Raw genomic sequence first — 14259 nt, forward strand, 5'->3', positions numbered from 1 at the left:
TTCAAAGAACTACTTGGTCGCTCATTTGCGACTTCCTTATGTTAACATCTTCGTTTTTCGATGTCAACTAAGTTTTTTAATTTCTTTTTTGTCGTTTTCTGCGTTTCCGCATCAGCGACGGTTATTAATATATCATGCAGAAAAATGAAATGCAACACCTTTTGAAAACTTTTTTTAAAGTAACTACATTTCTTTTTTAATATCATATACTTAAACGAAATATCTCTTTCATGTATAAGTAATTCCTACATATATTCTATATAAAGTCACTCTACCCAAAAACATTTCTTTCTATATAAATGTTTTATTCATATACCATATCATACAAGGAGGAATATATATGGACTACACCGATTTATTAATCAAACTAGGTCTTTCAGCTATTTTAGGATTCGCCATCGGTTTAGAGCGCGAATTAAAACGTAAACCACTTGGTTTAAAAACGTGTTTAGTTATTTCTATAATTAGTTGCCTCCTGACGATTGTTTCTATTAAAGCAGCTTACAACTTACCGCATACCGATCATATGAATATGGATCCACTTCGACTTGCTGCACAAATCGTATCAGGAATCGGTTTTTTAGGTGCTGGTGTTATTTTAAGAAGAGGAAATGATAGTATTGCAGGGCTAACGACTGCTGCTATGATTTGGGGTGCTTCCGGTATTGGTATTGCCGTTGGAGCCGGATTCTATATCGAAGCGATTTTCGGGATGTGTTTCCTTATGATTAGTGTAGAACTTATACCATTAACGATGAAATTCGTCGGTCCTAGATCATTTCGTCAACGTGATATCGCAGTGAAACTTGTTGTACGAAATATGGACAATATCCCGACCGTAATTGAAGAAATAAAAGAAATGGATATAAAAGTTAAGAACATGAAGCTCAAAACATTGGAAAATGGTTCGCACTATTTACATTTGAAATTGTCTATCGATCAAAAAAGACATACTGCTGATGTTTATTATGCTCTTCAGCACCTTGAAAGTGTTCAACAAACTGAAGTAGAAAGTATGTAATATGAAAAAACTCTCTTTTTAATTAGAGAGTTTTTCTTTTTTCTATAATGGTAACAATGAATGTAGTCCTGCAAAGTAAGGAGGAATAAGAATTTGAAATCCCGCGCGAATTTAGTAGATACATTTCGTGATTCCATTATTTTTCGTTTAATTTGTTTTATTATTGTACTTACTGCTTTTTCTGGCTTTCTTATACATACACTCGAGCCAGCTCACTTCACCACATGGTTCGACGGGGTTTGGTGGTCAATCGTCACCATCTTCACCGTTGGATACGGCGATTTTGCCCCCCATACAACGATAGGAAAACTTATTGGTATAGGTATTATTCTATTAGGAACTGGATTTTGTTCTTATTATATGGTTCTATTCGCCACCGACATGATTAATAAACAATATATGAAAATTAAAGGAGAAGACGCTGCTACCTCTAATGGTCATATGATTATCGTAGGCTGGAATGAGCGAGCAAAACATGTTGTAAAACAAATGCACATATTACAACCGAACCTTGATATCGTTTTAATTGATGAAACACTTTCTTTACTTCCAAAGCCATTTCATCATTTAGAATTTATAAAAGGTTGTCCACATCACGATCAAACTTTATTAAAAGCTAACATCACAACAGCTCACACTATATTAATAACAGCGGACAAAGAGAAGAACGAAAGCTTAGCAGATACAGAATCCATTTTGAATATTTTAACTGCAAAAGGACTTAATCCAAACATTCACTGCATCGCTGAACTTCTTACTTCTAATCAAATTCAAAATGCAACGCGAGCTGGCGTATCAGAAATTATAGAAGGAAATAAATTAACGAGCTATGTATTTACTGCTTCTCTTTTATTCCCTTCTATTTCAGGTGTACTATTCTCACTTTACGATGAAATCTCTGATAACAAATTACAACTGATGGAAATTCCCCCGTCCTGCACCGGACAATCCTTTGCGAATTGTAGCTATACTCTTTTAAAGCAAAACATTCTCTTACTAGGCGTAAAGCGCGACGAGCAATATATGATCAATCCAGTTCATTCTTCCATTCTCATCGAAAGCGACATACTCATTGTTATTCACCATTAAAAAAATGATTTTCTAGTTCTTGTACCAATACTTTACCAATATTGACATACTTTCTTTTCACATCTCCATCTGGATCTTGCGGCTCCGCAAATTGATCCAATCCACTCGTTCCAGCTGTTAAAGCATTAACATTATCATCTAGTTCGTCTTGATATACGTGCGAAAGAATATACGGTGTTTCAAGACGGACTATTACACCAGGCACATCTAGTTCTCCATCCACTGCTGTAAATGGTACGCGTAAAAATTGATACCCTTCTTCTTCGTCAATTTTATAATCAAAGCATCCTTTATCATAATCCCAATTGCCGCCAATACTATATCCAAGTGGTTTCATAACCTCTTCTAACTTATATAACGCATATGTACGTCCTTCTAAATTTGATTGAATCGGAATCAAGCCCATCCCTCCTAGACTTTTCCTTTAGCATACCCATTCTAGTTTGAATATACCGATGTACCTTTCCGTAAAATAACAAAAAGCGATCGGAGACCCGATCGCTTTTCATTATTTTAAACGCTCTTCTAATTCTGCTTTTAATTCTTCAAATCCTGGTTTACCAAGTAAAGCAAACATGTTTTTCTTGTATGCTTCTACTCCTGGTTGGTCAAATGGATTTACGCCTAATAAATAACCGCTCATCGCACACGCTTTTTCGAAGAAGTATACAAGGTAACCAAATGTGTATTCATTTAATTCAGGGATGTTTACGATTAAGTTTGGTACTCCGCCATCGCTATGTGCAAGTAATGTACCTTCGTATGCTTTCGTGTTTACGAAGTCTATCGTTTCACCAGCAAGATAGTTTAATCCATCTAAATCGTTGTCATCTAATTCGATTTTTAGTTCGTGTGTAGATTTACCTACTTTAAGAACTGTTTCGAATAGATCACGGCGACCTTCTTGAATGTATTGACCTAATGAGTGTAAGTCAGTTGAGAAGTTTGCTGAAGATGGGAAAATACCTTTTTGATCTTTTCCTTCACTTTCACCAAATAACTGTTTCCACCACTCAGAGAAGTAGTGAAGTGCTGGCTCATAGTTAACAAGCATTTCAATTGTTTTCCCTTTATTATATAGGGCATTACGAACTACTGCGTATTGGTAAGCTGGGTTTTCTTCCAGTTCTGATGTCGCGAAGTCATCATGACCAGCAGCTGCACCTTTCATCATCTCTTCAATATTTAAGCCACTTGCCGCGATTGGTAATAAACCAACTGGCGTTAATACAGAGAAACGGCCGCCAACATCATCTGGAATTACGAATGTTTCGTAACCTTCGTTATCAGCTAATGTTTTTAAGGCACCACGCGCTTTATCTGTAGTTGCATAAATACGTTTGCGAGCTTCTTCTTTTCCATACTTCTCTTCTAATAATTTACGGAAAATACGGAATGCGATTGCAGGCTCTGTTGTTGTACCTGATTTGGAAATAACGTTAATAGAGAAGTCTTTACCTTCTAGTACGTCCATTAAATCTTTCATGTAAGTGGAGCTAATGTTTTGTCCAACAAATAGCACTTGTGGAGTTTTACGTTGTTCTTTAGAAAGCGTGTTGTAGAAAGAATGGTTTAACATTTCAATTGCTGCACGTGCTCCTAGGTAAGAACCACCGATACCTACAACAAGTAAAATGTCAGAGTCATTTTTAATTTTTTCTGCGCATTTTTGAATGCGAGCAAATTCTTCTTTGTCATATTGAAGCGGAAGCTCTACCCACCCAAGGAAATCGTTCCCAGCTCCAGTTTTTTCGTGGATTGCATGGTGTGTTACTTTTACTGCATCACGTAAATAAGTTAGTTCATTTTCACCGATGAAGGATAACGCTTTAGAATAGTCGAACGTTACATGTGTACTCATCTTTTTCCCTCCAATTATGTATATGTATTTCTGTATTCACTTTAGCGAAACTAAAGTTGTAAATCAAGCGATTCAACAATTGTAAACGTAACCATTATTTATTTTTTAGAAAAAGTTCATTTTTTGCATAAAAATTCACATTTTTCGGTATAGATGTATATACATCCTTTTCCGTACATTTTTTATGTATAAAAACACCCAAACTACACCATTCTATAAAGGAGTTAAATTTTCTTATTAACTCAGCGCTTGCTCATGCTTCACAATTAAGGGGGGCTTTTTCATGAGTACATTGCAACGTATCGCATTAGTCTTTACTGTAATTGGCGCTGTAAACTGGGGACTAATCGGGTTCTTCCAGTTTGACTTAGTAGCAGCCATTTTCGGCGGACAAAACTCAGCTCTCGCACGTATTATTTACGGCATCGTTGGTATATCTGGGCTTATCAATCTTGGTTTACTCTTTAAACCATCTGAAAATCTTGGTACACACCCAGAAACAAACGAAATTCGATAACCAGTATGTCCTCTTCACCTCCGACATACGAATATGATTGCATGCAATCATATTTGCAAATATATATATCATAAGATAAAGTAAAAGAGGAACGCTCATATGCGCTCCTCTTTTACTTTGTTAACTCGGACTCTTCAATCCATTCTGTCAGCTTTTCTCGCAACGTATTAAACCCGTCCTTAGATGGATTCGGTATAAGAATCCTTCCTTGTTTTCTTTTCGCCGCTTTTAACGATAAACTCATTTTTCTGTGCTCTTCATCAATTGAAAGTACTTTTACTTCTACTGTATCGCCGACTTTCAAAAAGTCATGAATATCCTTTACATATCCATTTGTAATTTCAGATATATGCACAAGTCCTTGTGTTTCTGCATCTAACGCTACAAACGCACCGTAATCTTGAATCCCAGTCACTTTCCCTGTTACAACCACTCCTGTTGTATATTGTTCTGACATATGAAACACTCCCATACGTTTACCATTTTCTCTACAAATGTAGATTGCAAAACAGATGTACTTATTATTAAATATCCGATTGGTGAATAAGTACCTTAAGTAAAATACCGAGGATACTCACACCTTATATTAGTAAATTATACCACTATGATAGAACTCATTCAAAATTCACGAAAAAATTTCCTGTAATACGTATAATTCTCCAATATTAGGATAGAATACTAACACATGGCTTTCTAGTATTCCCCCCCTTTTATGGACAAAACGTATTATGTTTTGTCCTTTTTTTATTCTCTATGAACCGTTCCATTCTCTTCATCGCTTCCATAAGTTGCTCAAGCGATGTTGCATATGAACAACGAATGAATCCTTCACCACTCTCACCAAACACACTTCCAGGAACAACAGCCACTTGTTCTTCTAATAATAATTGTTCTGCAAATTCTGCTGAAGATAGTCCGGTTGAAGCTATAGAAGGGAAAACATAAAATGCCCCGCCTGGTACATGACATGTTAAGCCCATTTCATTGAAAGATGCCGCCATAAAGTTACGGCGTTTCTTATAGCTATCTCTCATTCGAATTACTTCATCATTTCCCCCACGTAATGCTTCAAGTGCTGCAAATTGAGACATCGTTGGTGCACACATCATTGAATATTGATGGATTTTGAGCATTAATTCTGAAAATTGAACAGGGGCTGCAATCATCCCAAGACGCCATCCTGTCATCGCAAATCCTTTTGAAAATCCTGAAATTAAAATCGTATGTTCACGCATGTTTTGAATGCTCGCGAAACTTGTATACACTTCGTCATATACAAGCTCTGCATAAATTTCATCAGATAACACGATTAAATTATACTTCTCAACAATAACTGCTAGCTTTTCTAATTCGGATTTGTTTAACATTGCACCTGTTGGGTTATTGGGGGAGCAAAGTAATATTGCCTTTGTTTTCGCTGTAATAGCCGCTTCAATTTGTTCTGGTTGTGCTTTAAACTCGTTTTCTAAAGTAGTCGCTACAGGAACTGGAACTCCTCCAGCTAATGATACAAGCGGTGCATAAGAAACGAAGCTCGGTTCAATAATGATCACTTCATCATCAGGATTTATAATGGCGCGCATCGCTACATCTAACGCCTGGCTTGCTCCAACCGTAACAATGATTTCATCGTTTGGATCATAAGATACTGCAAATTGTTTTTTTAGATACTTTGCTATTTCTTGACGGAGCTCCAATAATCCTGCATTTGCTGTATATGACGTATATCCTTGTTCTAAAGAACGAATACATGCTTGCCTTACATTCCAAGGTGTAACAAAGTCTGGCTCTCCTACCCCAAGGGAAATAACACCTTTCATATTTGCTGCTAAATCGAAAAACTTTCGAATACCAGATGGTTGTAAAGATTCTGCCGCTCTAGATAGTTCAAATTGCTTCATGGTGTCACCACAATTCGCTTATCATCATCGTTTTTTTCATAAATAATTCCTTCATGTTTATACTTCTTCAAAATGAAATGTGTTGTCGTAGAAACGACAGATTCAATCGTTGCTAATTTCTCAGAAACAAACATCGCTACTTCTCCCATTGTCTTCCCTTCTAATGTAATAGAAAGATCATATGTCCCTGACATTAAATACACGGATTTCACTTCTGAATAACGATAAATTTGTTCAGCAACCGCATCGAACCCAACGCCGTGCTTTGGCGTAACTTTCACATCAATCATCGCTGTTAAACCAGTATGTTCTTTCACTTTTGTCCAATCGATATGTGTTACATAGTCCACAATAATCTTTTCACTTTCTAATTTCGCAACAATCTTCTTCACTTCTTCTACTTCTATATTTAACAGCTTCGCTAATGTATCTACAGATAAACGACTATTCTTTTCAAGACAAGCTAATAACTCTAATTCTTTTTCTGTCACCATATAAATCATCCTTCCTTTTCGTTTGTGTCTAAATTATACAAATACCTTTTCCTGTTTGAAAAGAAGATTTTTTTAGAGAATTATGTCAAAATGAAGTGAAACTTTAATCAGCGGAAAAATGCGTGATAAAGCGAAAGGGGATGGAACCGTGAAACCAAAAGTATATATTGCCGAACCAGTTCCAACATTTGTAGAAAACTATTTATCAGAACACTGTGATTTTGAACAATGGGATCAAAACGAGAAAGTACCTCGTGATATTCTATTGGAGAAAATAAAAGATAAAGATGGGTTATTAAATTTCGGATCTGCTATTAATGAAGAATTGTTAGATGTAGCTCCTAACTTAAAAGTAGTGAGTAACATTTCTGTTGGTTACGATAATTTTGATTTAACAGCGATGGAAAAGCGAAATGTCATCGGAACGAATACACCATATGTATTAGATGATACAGTAGCAGATCTCGTTTTCGCTCTTATGTTATCTGCTAGTCGCCGTGTTTGCGAACTCAATTCCTATGTAAAAAATGGTGAATGGAATGCTGAAATCGGAAAAGAACACTTCGGACTAGATGTACATCATAGTACGATCGGTATTATCGGAATGGGACGAATTGGAGAAGCTGTCGCAAAACGAGCGAAATTCGGATTTGATATGAATGTCCTTTATTATAACCGTCGCCGTAAAGAAGAAGCTGAACAAAAATTTGATGCTACATATTGTGATTTACAAACTCTAATCAAACAATCTGATTTTATTATTCTTCTTACTCCATTAACAGATGAAACGTATCATCTTATTGGTGAAAAGGAATTTTCATTAATGAAAGAAACAGCAATTTTCATTAATGCCTCTCGCGGGAAAACAGTAGATGAAACTGCATTAATTCATGCATTAACAGAAAAGAAAATATTTGCAGCCGGCATCGACACATTTACACAAGAGCCTATCCAAAAAGATAATCCTCTCTTATCATTACAAAATGTTGTAACTTTACCGCACATCGGATCTGCAACATTAAAAACTCGGCAGCAAATGGCAATGACAGCTGCTGAAAATTTAGTTGCAGGATTACAAGGAAAAACACCACCTAATATTGTTCGTGGGTAATAATGAATAAACGAAAGGCAAGATGACATCGTCATCTTGCCTTTTTTTGTTAACATATTTTTTTCTTACCTGGAGATGATATGAACAAAAATCAATGGAGTGACAAAAAATGAACCATGAATGCAAATGCCCTTACTTCACTTTTTCCACTCGCGGCACTACTATTCATTACGAATTGTATGAACATAATAATAAAAAAGAGCGACCTACTTTCGTACTCGTTCACGGCTTCTTATCTTCCTCATTTAGCTATCGACGACTCATTCCTTTACTAACAAAGGAAGGCACAGTAATCGCCCTTGACTTACCACCATTCGGAAAAAGTGATAAATCTCATCTCTTTAAGTATTCTTATCACAATTTAGCAACGATTATTATCGATTTAATTGAACATTTATCTCTCTCAAATATTGTATTAGTTGGTCATTCTATGGGTGGGCAAATTTCTCTCTATGTAAACCGTATACGTCCTGAACTAATCTCAAAGACGATTTTACTATGTAGCTCTAGCTATTTAGCACGCGCAAACTTCCCTTTAATGTATTCTTCTTATTTACCGTTCTTTCATTTATACGTAAAGAACTGGATTATACGGCGCGGTATTGTTCACAACTTAATGAATGTCGTTCATGATCACTCATTAATTGACGATGAAATGAAAGAAGGTTACTCCGCTCCTTTTTATGATGATCGTATATTCCCTGCCTTAACTCGAATGATAAGAGACCGTGAAGGTGACCTATCTTCAACTGAATTACAAAAAATCGAAACACCAGTATTACTCATTTGGGGTGAAAAAGATCGCGTCGTCCCTGTACATGTAGGACACCGTCTCCATAAAGATTTACCTAATTCAACATTTATCTCTTACGAAAATACAGGGCACTTACTACCAGAAGAAAAGCCCGAGCATGTTTATGAAGAAATCATGACGTTTTCCGCACTGTGAAGCGCAACTTTAATCAATCCGAACGAACTAAAATAAACAAAAAGGCTGTCGTAAATTCCGACAGCCTACAATGAACAACTTCCGCCTTCTTTTATTACAAGTAATTCCACGGCTAACTTCTCACATTTTTCAAGCGCTGGTACTTCCTCAAAAGACATAAAGTATATATGTTGAATCTTTTTTGCGATGTATTTTGGATCGTCAAACACACTTACGACGTTCACAACATCGCTCGCTTCTGTTTCATAAAACTCCGGCCCCATTTGAAACGGATCCCAATTTTTCACAAACTCTATCATCTTTTCATATGTACCCATTCGCTTCCCGCCTTTTCACTTTTTAATACTTTTCTTTATCCTATCACATCAGCTATTCTATAAGAAGAGAGAGAACTTTCATAACTTAACGGTTTTACAGAAGAAGGGGGCAAACATATGCAACTATTTCATAAAACGGTAAATCGGCGTGGTACACACAGTACAAAATGGGATACATATAAAAACGAAGAACTTCTCCATGCCTGGATTGCAGATATGGATTTTGAAGTACCAAAACCAATTCAAACTGCATTACAACAGCGTATAGAACATCCTATTTTCGGCTATACAATTCCTCCAGAAAATATTGGGGATATTATTTGCGATTGGACAAAAAGCCAATACGATTGGGATATAAAAAAAGAGTGGATTGTATTTAGTGCAGGCATCGTTCCAGCTCTTAGTACAAGCATACAAGCATTAACGCAAGAAGGAGAATCTGTACTTATACAACCTCCTATTTACCCACCATTTTTTGAAATGGTCAAAACAAATAATAGACAATTATGTGAGAGTCCCTTGTTTAAACAAAATGGCACATATAAGATAGACTTCGAGCATCTAGAAACTCAATTTAAACAAGGTGTAAAACTAATGCTTCTTTGCAGCCCTCACAATCCTATTGGACGTGTTTGGACGAAAGATGAACTAACAAAGCTCGGTTCGTTATGTACGCAATATAATGTAACCGTTGTCGCCGATGAAATTCACGCCGATATTATTTATAAAGGCCATACTCATACACCGTTTGCTTCTTTATCTGAAGAATTAGCAGCATGCACTATTACTTGTATGGCTCCGAGCAAAACATTTAATATCGCTGGATTACAAGCATCAATCATTATTATTCCGAATGAAAATCTCCGTAATGCCTTTATGTCTATCCAACATAGACAAGGATTCCACGGATTAAATACATTTGCTTATACAGCAATGCAAAGCGCGTATACAGAATGTAATGATTGGCTAAATGAAATTCGATTGTACGTTGAAGATAATGCTCAATTTGCTTGTGAGTATATTCAAAATCACATACCAGCTCTTTCTGTAATTAAACCAGAAGGTAGTTTTTTACTGTGGATTGATTGTTCCCGCTTGAACCTTTCTCAAGATGAACGAACAGCATTACTTGAAGAGAAAGGTAAAATCATCGTTGAACCTGGTGAGAAATACGGGACAGGTGGGGAAACCCATATCCGAATTAACATCGGCTGCCCACGATCTGTTTTAGAAGAAATTTTAAACAGACTACACCATACATTCTCATAACAACAAAAGCTACCTTTCACGGTAGCTTCTACTTTTTCTTCATATCCGACGCTTTTTTAACAATAACACCACAAGCAATTCGGTCACCAGATTTTCCTACTGGTTGTGTCATGCCATCATCAGCGTTTTCTGTAATAATAATAGACGCCCCATCTTTTCTATGAATCGTCGTTTTTCCTTCTTCAAGCGTTATATGCGGCGCATCGATTTCTGCTTTAATCTTCCCAGAACCATCCGCCACTACATTCGGTAAATCACCATTTTCCGCACCTTTCGGATTGAGGAGCCCATGTTTTTTATTATCTGGATTAAAATGATTCCCAGATGATTCAAAACTAGGCGCTTTACACTCTCCGATTTCGTGTACATGTAGCCCGTGTGGCCCTGGTGTAAACCCTTCCGCTTTGATCGTAATTTTCACTCCACTTGTTTGCTGAGCTACTTTTGCAGTCCCAACTTCATCACCTGAAGCATTATGTAATTTCACATCAATTTCTTTCGGCTTCCCTTGGTCACAACCCGCCATTAGAAATAATAAACAACAACTGAAAAAAAGCCGTTTTTTCATTCTATTCCCTCCAAAATACTTTCTGCCCTTAGATTGTCCGAGCATAGAGGGAAACATACAAAAATGAATTACTGTTTCTTTTCAGCTAAAAGCTTTTCTTCTACTTTCTGCAATCGCTCTGCTTCTCGTTTTGATACACGAATAAACATACGCCACGTAGCAACCGCACCGACGATAAATAGAACGCAAACAATACCTGGAATAATATACTCCGTTTTATCTTCAGGAAAATATAAAGGCATCATATACAACACTCCTTATCAGGGAATTTATGAAAAGAATCAACACCAGAATTTTCTGTCATATCATTTTAAATTATAGTTGAAGCCTGTCATATTCTCAAGGACATTCAAAAATCAACTGATTTCTTTGACTCCTTCTTATACTTTCCTTACTATAAACTTGAGGTGAAAAATATGAGAGAAACATTTGAAATTGGTGAAATCGTTACGGGTATTTATAAAACGGGAAAATACATAGGCGAAATTACAAATAGCCGTCCTGGCAGTTACGTCGTAAAAGTATTAGCTGTTTTAAAACATCCGGTGCAAGGGGATTTACATAATGTAAAACAAGCTGACGTACCATTCTTCCATGAAAGACGCGCTTTAGCTTTTCGTGAACAGACGAACATTCCAGAGCAAATGGTGAAGAAATATGAAGGGGAAATTCCAGATTATACAGAGTCACTAAAATTAGCATTAGAAACGCAAATGAATTCATTTTCTGAAGATGATTCACCTTTTGCGGGGCGTAGTCTAGAAACACTTCAGCAGTTAAAAAAAGACTACAAACTTTAAAAAAACAAAACGACCAAATTACATACTGTGCAATTTGGTCGTTACTGTGTACTCACGTTCTTTAACACTTTCGAAAAATCAACAAGTTCCCCTAATGTCGGAGGTGCTGGTTTGACTAAATACTCTTTATCTTTTTCTACTAACTTAAAAATATTATATGTCGTCATCGCATCATCAAGCGCACAATGATGCTTTCCTGTTCCTGCTTTTCCATACGCCTCAATTGCTTTCCATAGTCCTGTTTGATTTCTCTCTCCAAAAAACTTCTTATACTCAAGCGATAAATCACGACACTGTCCAAAGAATGGAAATTCTAAGCCCGCCATTTCGCAGTTATGCTTTAAGACTTTCATATCCATATTTCCCCACGTTACAATTGTCGGTTTACACCTCTTTTCATATTCTGCAAGTTTCTCAACAAGTTCATGAAAAGAAATTCCTTTGTCCACTACTTCCTGTTTAATTCCTAAAAATTTTTTACATCGATCCGTTAAGGACGGAAATGTTTTTGGCCTGACATGTGCTGCATACGTATCTTCCACCTTACAACCAACAACTGAAACGAGTCCTACCTCGATAATTTCTGGGAAAAAACCTTTTGGCTTTTTTCTATGCTGGGGCATCGTAAACTCAAAGTCTAAAAATAAAAATCGTTGTTCATCCATACGATCCCTTCCTTATCATCTTTGTCATTCCTTTCTATTTGACACTCCTTCACGAACAAGCTCGAATGCTGATTCCATTTGAAATATTCAGATTGGATGTATCTTATATATATGTCAAATGCCCACAAATATTTTTAAAAATAAGAAAAAATGACCTATGCAGAAAATATGACAAAATAAACCCTTTCATTTACATCCGCCATTTTTCTACTTTATAATGACGTTATGTGTGTTTCATCTAGTTAATTTTTTGACACACTAAGAAAAGTGAATGAAAGGAGATGAGAGTTTTGCACGAAACAACGCAAGAGCTCGCAAACTGGCAGTATTATTTCGCTATCGCAGTCTTTTTAATTACATATGCCATTATTATTTCTGAAAAAATTAACCGTGCTGTCATCGCACTTCTTGGTGCAGCATTCATGGTGATTGCAGGGGTCGTTGACTTACACAATGCCTTTACGAAACATATTGAATGGGGAACTATTACGTTACTCATCGGTATGATGATACTGGTAAATATTACAAGTAAGTCAGGTGTCTTCCAATACGTTGCCATTAAAGCTGCAAAAGGAGCTCAAGGAAATCCAATTAAAATTTTAATTTCACTTTCCTTACTTACCGCGCTTGGCTCCGCATTTTTAGATAACGTTACAACAGTACTTCTTGTTGTTCCAGTTACTTTATCTATTACGCGCATCTTACAAGTAAATCCTGTTCCATATTTACTTTCTGAAATTATTTTTTCAAATATCGGAGGAACAGCAACATTAATTGGTGATCCACCAAATATTATGATTGGTTCTGCAAATAAACATTTAGATTTCAATGCTTTCTTACTAAACTTAGCACCAATCGTAATTATTATCATTGCAGTAACAGCAACAATGCTTTACTTCATGTACCGTAAGCAATTAATTGCTGACCCTGTACAAATTAAGAAATTAATGAGCTTAGATGAAAAACAATACATTAAAGACCCAGTATTAATGAAAAAATCTTTAACAGTACTTGGACTTACGATTGTAGGTTTCATGACTCATTCTATTTTCCATATTGATGCAGCTATCATCGCCTTAACTGGTGCTACTGTTCTTATGTTAATCGGTGTGAAAGAACATGAAATTGAAGAAGTATTCGCTAGCGTAGAATGGGTAACAATCTTCTTCTTCGCGGGACTATTCGTACTCGTTGGAGGACTTATCGATATCGGTCTTATCAAAACGTTAGCTCAAAAAGTAATCGGAATAACCGGCGGGGATATTTCTCAAGCATCTATCCTTATTCTATGGGTATCTGGTATCGCCTCTGCAACAATCGATAACATTCCATTCGTTGCAACAATGATCCCACTTATTAACGATATGGCAGTTGGGCTAGGTTTATCACCTTCTGACGCACAAATCGATGTACTATGGTGGGCATTAGCATTAGGTGCTTGCCTAGGTGGAAACGGAACATTAATTGGGGCTTCTGCTAACGTAATCGTAGCCGGAATCGCAAGTCGTGAAGGACATAAATTCAGCTACATGGAATTCCTTAAAGTCGGCTTTCCAATTATGATCGTTTCATTAATCATTTCTCACATTTACATTTATTTACGCTACCTTATGTAGTAGAAAAAAGGGCTGTCCTATGTGGCAGCCCTTTTTCTCTTGGTAAATGAGATTATATTAATGATTTTTCGAATATATCTA

At 36.4% G+C, this 14259-nt stretch carries 17 protein-coding genes; 8 read left to right on the plus strand and 9 right to left on the minus strand.

What is annotated here, in order from left to right:
* Positions 1 to 340: 340 nt before the first annotated feature.
* Entirely contained in the window at positions 341 to 1021 is a 681-nt protein-coding gene (locus MRBLBA3_RS03175; RefSeq protein ID WP_000386680.1) for an MgtC/SapB family protein, read from the plus strand.
* Between the two features lie 93 nt (positions 1022 to 1114).
* A complete protein-coding gene (locus MRBLBA3_RS03180) occupies positions 1115 to 2110 on the plus strand; it encodes a potassium channel family protein (protein ID WP_328022453.1) in 996 nt (331 codons plus the stop codon).
* On the opposite strand, the gene MRBLBA3_RS03185 is transcribed toward MRBLBA3_RS03180, so the two are convergent.
* The gene (locus MRBLBA3_RS03185; protein ID WP_000612348.1) at positions 2097 to 2510 is read right to left on the minus strand and encodes a YugN-like family protein; all 414 of its coding nucleotides are present in this window, start codon (positions 2508 to 2510) and stop codon (positions 2097 to 2099) included. The two genes, MRBLBA3_RS03180 and MRBLBA3_RS03185, sit on opposite strands and share 14 nt — an antisense overlap.
* Before the next feature lie 108 nt (positions 2511 to 2618).
* Positions 2619 to 3971, minus strand: a complete 1353-nt coding sequence (locus MRBLBA3_RS03190; RefSeq protein ID WP_000103668.1) for a glucose-6-phosphate isomerase — start codon at positions 3969 to 3971, stop codon at positions 2619 to 2621.
* Positions 3972 to 4254: 283 nt separating this feature from the next.
* Between MRBLBA3_RS03190 and MRBLBA3_RS03195 the strand changes: the two genes are divergently transcribed.
* Entirely contained in the window at positions 4255 to 4488 is a 234-nt protein-coding gene (locus MRBLBA3_RS03195; RefSeq protein WP_000105788.1) for a DUF378 domain-containing protein, read from the plus strand.
* A 112-nt stretch (positions 4489 to 4600) separates the two neighbouring features.
* Here the strand turns inward: MRBLBA3_RS03195 and yugI are convergent, their stop codons facing one another.
* The 3 genes from yugI to MRBLBA3_RS03210 all read right to left on the minus strand — a co-directional run bounded on the left by yugI (position 4601) and on the right by MRBLBA3_RS03210 (position 6883).
* Positions 4601 to 4945 (minus strand): S1 domain-containing post-transcriptional regulator GSP13, encoded by a 345-nt coding sequence (gene yugI / locus MRBLBA3_RS03200; protein WP_000003767.1) that lies wholly within the window; start codon positions 4943 to 4945, stop codon positions 4601 to 4603.
* A gap of 253 nt (positions 4946 to 5198) precedes the next feature.
* Entirely contained in the window at positions 5199 to 6389 is a 1191-nt protein-coding gene (locus tag MRBLBA3_RS03205) for an aminotransferase (RefSeq protein ID WP_016130770.1), read from the minus strand.
* The gene (locus MRBLBA3_RS03210; RefSeq protein ID WP_000255687.1) at positions 6386 to 6883 is read right to left on the minus strand and encodes an Lrp/AsnC family transcriptional regulator; all 498 of its coding nucleotides are present in this window, start codon (positions 6881 to 6883) and stop codon (positions 6386 to 6388) included. The genes MRBLBA3_RS03205 and MRBLBA3_RS03210 overlap by 4 nt, the downstream gene beginning before the upstream one ends.
* Before the next feature lie 118 nt (positions 6884 to 7001).
* Here MRBLBA3_RS03210 and MRBLBA3_RS03215 point away from each other — a divergent pair, with 118 nt between their 5' ends.
* On the plus strand, positions 7002 to 7994 hold the full coding sequence (locus tag MRBLBA3_RS03215; protein WP_328022451.1) for a 2-hydroxyacid dehydrogenase: 993 nt from the start codon (positions 7002 to 7004) through the stop codon (positions 7992 to 7994).
* A gap of 109 nt (positions 7995 to 8103) precedes the next feature.
* Positions 8104 to 8943, plus strand: a complete 840-nt coding sequence (locus MRBLBA3_RS03220) for an alpha/beta fold hydrolase (protein WP_212088351.1) — start codon at positions 8104 to 8106, stop codon at positions 8941 to 8943.
* 65 nt (positions 8944 to 9008) lie between these two features.
* On the opposite strand, the gene MRBLBA3_RS03225 is transcribed toward MRBLBA3_RS03220, so the two are convergent.
* A complete protein-coding gene (locus MRBLBA3_RS03225; RefSeq protein ID WP_000537628.1) occupies positions 9009 to 9260 on the minus strand; it encodes a YugE family protein in 252 nt (83 codons plus the stop codon).
* Between the two features lie 117 nt (positions 9261 to 9377).
* Here MRBLBA3_RS03225 and MRBLBA3_RS03230 point away from each other — a divergent pair, with 117 nt between their 5' ends.
* On the plus strand, positions 9378 to 10529 hold the full coding sequence (locus MRBLBA3_RS03230) for a MalY/PatB family protein (RefSeq protein ID WP_363379728.1): 1152 nt from the start codon (positions 9378 to 9380) through the stop codon (positions 10527 to 10529).
* 28 nt (positions 10530 to 10557) lie between these two features.
* On the opposite strand, the gene sodC is transcribed toward MRBLBA3_RS03230, so the two are convergent.
* Together sodC and MRBLBA3_RS03240 are read right to left on the minus strand one after the other, a co-directional pair.
* A complete protein-coding gene (gene sodC, locus MRBLBA3_RS03235) occupies positions 10558 to 11097 on the minus strand; it encodes a superoxide dismutase [Cu-Zn] (RefSeq protein WP_000746500.1) in 540 nt (179 codons plus the stop codon).
* A gap of 68 nt (positions 11098 to 11165) precedes the next feature.
* The gene (locus MRBLBA3_RS03240) at positions 11166 to 11342 is read right to left on the minus strand and encodes a hypothetical protein (protein ID WP_000982769.1); all 177 of its coding nucleotides are present in this window, start codon (positions 11340 to 11342) and stop codon (positions 11166 to 11168) included.
* Between the two features lie 171 nt (positions 11343 to 11513).
* Here MRBLBA3_RS03240 and MRBLBA3_RS03245 point away from each other — a divergent pair, with 171 nt between their 5' ends.
* Positions 11514 to 11897 (plus strand): kinase-associated lipoprotein B, encoded by a 384-nt coding sequence (locus MRBLBA3_RS03245; protein ID WP_016130772.1) that lies wholly within the window; start codon positions 11514 to 11516, stop codon positions 11895 to 11897.
* 41 nt (positions 11898 to 11938) lie between these two features.
* Here MRBLBA3_RS03245 and kapD read toward each other — a convergent pair whose 3' ends face one another.
* Complete coding sequence (kapD, locus tag MRBLBA3_RS03250; RefSeq protein WP_212088355.1) at positions 11939 to 12562, minus strand: 3'-5' exonuclease KapD; 624 nt, start codon at positions 12560 to 12562, stop codon at positions 11939 to 11941.
* 290 nt (positions 12563 to 12852) lie between these two features.
* Between kapD and MRBLBA3_RS03255 the strand changes: the two genes are divergently transcribed.
* Complete coding sequence (locus MRBLBA3_RS03255) at positions 12853 to 14178, plus strand: ArsB/NhaD family transporter (protein ID WP_128856443.1); 1326 nt, start codon at positions 12853 to 12855, stop codon at positions 14176 to 14178.
* Positions 14179 to 14259: the final 81 nt, after the last annotated feature.

Origin of the sequence: Bacillus sp. LBA3-1-1.1, from assembly GCF_040676495.1 — a bacterium.
Lineage (GTDB): Bacteria > Bacillota > Bacilli > Bacillales > Bacillaceae_G > Bacillus_A > Bacillus_A nitratireducens.

What these genes read in the sequence shown, in the direction of transcription:
- MRBLBA3_RS03175 (WP_000386680.1), top strand. Translation starts at nt 341, where the DNA reads ATGGACTACACCGATTTATTAATCAAACTAGGTCTTTCAGCTATTTTA.
- MRBLBA3_RS03190 (WP_000103668.1), bottom strand. Translation starts at nt 3,971, where the DNA reads ATGAGTACACATGTAACGTTCGACTATTCTAAAGCGTTATCCTTCATC.
- MRBLBA3_RS03195 (WP_000105788.1), top strand. Translation starts at nt 4,255, where the DNA reads ATGAGTACATTGCAACGTATCGCATTAGTCTTTACTGTAATTGGCGCT.
- yugI (WP_000003767.1), bottom strand. Translation starts at nt 4,945, where the DNA reads ATGTCAGAACAATATACAACAGGAGTGGTTGTAACAGGGAAAGTGACT.
- MRBLBA3_RS03205 (WP_016130770.1), bottom strand. Translation starts at nt 6,389, where the DNA reads ATGAAGCAATTTGAACTATCTAGAGCGGCAGAATCTTTACAACCATCT.
- MRBLBA3_RS03210 (WP_000255687.1), bottom strand. Translation starts at nt 6,883, where the DNA reads ATGGTGACAGAAAAAGAATTAGAGTTATTAGCTTGTCTTGAAAAGAAT.
- MRBLBA3_RS03215 (WP_328022451.1), top strand. Translation starts at nt 7,002, where the DNA reads ATGCGTGATAAAGCGAAAGGGGATGGAACCGTGAAACCAAAAGTATAT.
- MRBLBA3_RS03220 (WP_212088351.1), top strand. Translation starts at nt 8,104, where the DNA reads ATGAACCATGAATGCAAATGCCCTTACTTCACTTTTTCCACTCGCGGC.
- MRBLBA3_RS03225 (WP_000537628.1), bottom strand. Translation starts at nt 9,260, where the DNA reads ATGGGTACATATGAAAAGATGATAGAGTTTGTGAAAAATTGGGATCCG.
- MRBLBA3_RS03230 (WP_363379728.1), top strand. Translation starts at nt 9,378, where the DNA reads ATGCAACTATTTCATAAAACGGTAAATCGGCGTGGTACACACAGTACA.
- sodC (WP_000746500.1), bottom strand. Translation starts at nt 11,097, where the DNA reads ATGAAAAAACGGCTTTTTTTCAGTTGTTGTTTATTATTTCTAATGGCG.
- MRBLBA3_RS03240 (WP_000982769.1), bottom strand. Translation starts at nt 11,342, where the DNA reads ATGATGCCTTTATATTTTCCTGAAGATAAAACGGAGTATATTATTCCA.
- MRBLBA3_RS03245 (WP_016130772.1), top strand. Translation starts at nt 11,514, where the DNA reads ATGAGAGAAACATTTGAAATTGGTGAAATCGTTACGGGTATTTATAAA.
- kapD (WP_212088355.1), bottom strand. Translation starts at nt 12,562, where the DNA reads ATGGATGAACAACGATTTTTATTTTTAGACTTTGAGTTTACGATGCCC.